Source organism: Priestia sp. SIMBA_032 (assembly GCF_046535215.1).
Classification (GTDB): domain Bacteria; phylum Bacillota; class Bacilli; order Bacillales; family Bacillaceae_H; genus Priestia; species Priestia aryabhattai.
Genome location: NZ_JAWRXD010000431.1, coordinates 1 through 292 on the forward strand (window position 1 = coordinate 1; position 292 = coordinate 292).

The window sequence follows — 292 nt, forward strand, 5'->3', positions numbered from 1 at the left end:
CTAGCAAGTTCAGGTATCGCCAACATTTTAGGCGGACAACTTGCAAGCTTCACAACTTCACTTTGATACGCTGAAGTATTCACAGTTATTGGCGCTGTGGCAATTGTATTAGGTTGTGTTTTATTATTAATTTCTAAGAAATTAGTGAAATGGATGGATTAAAAAAGATGAGGAATTTCTCCTCATCTTTTTTTATGCTGTTTTCCCTTGTTCTATTGCTTGTTCGTACAGCTCTTTATGTTCTTTATATTCACTTGGTACGAAACTCTTATAGAAGAATGAGAACCAGCTG

2 pseudogenes are annotated in these 292 nt (G+C 35.6%); one reads left to right on the forward strand and one right to left on the reverse strand.

The annotated features are described in order from the left end of the window. Positions 1-162: pseudogene (locus tag SB717_RS35045) on the forward strand (peptide MFS transporter); the annotation flags it as partial. Between the two features lie 30 nt (positions 163-192). On the opposite strand, the pseudogene SB717_RS35050 reads toward SB717_RS35045, so the two are convergent. Beyond that, positions 193-292, reverse strand: a pseudogene (locus tag SB717_RS35050) (YHYH domain-containing protein); the annotation flags it as partial.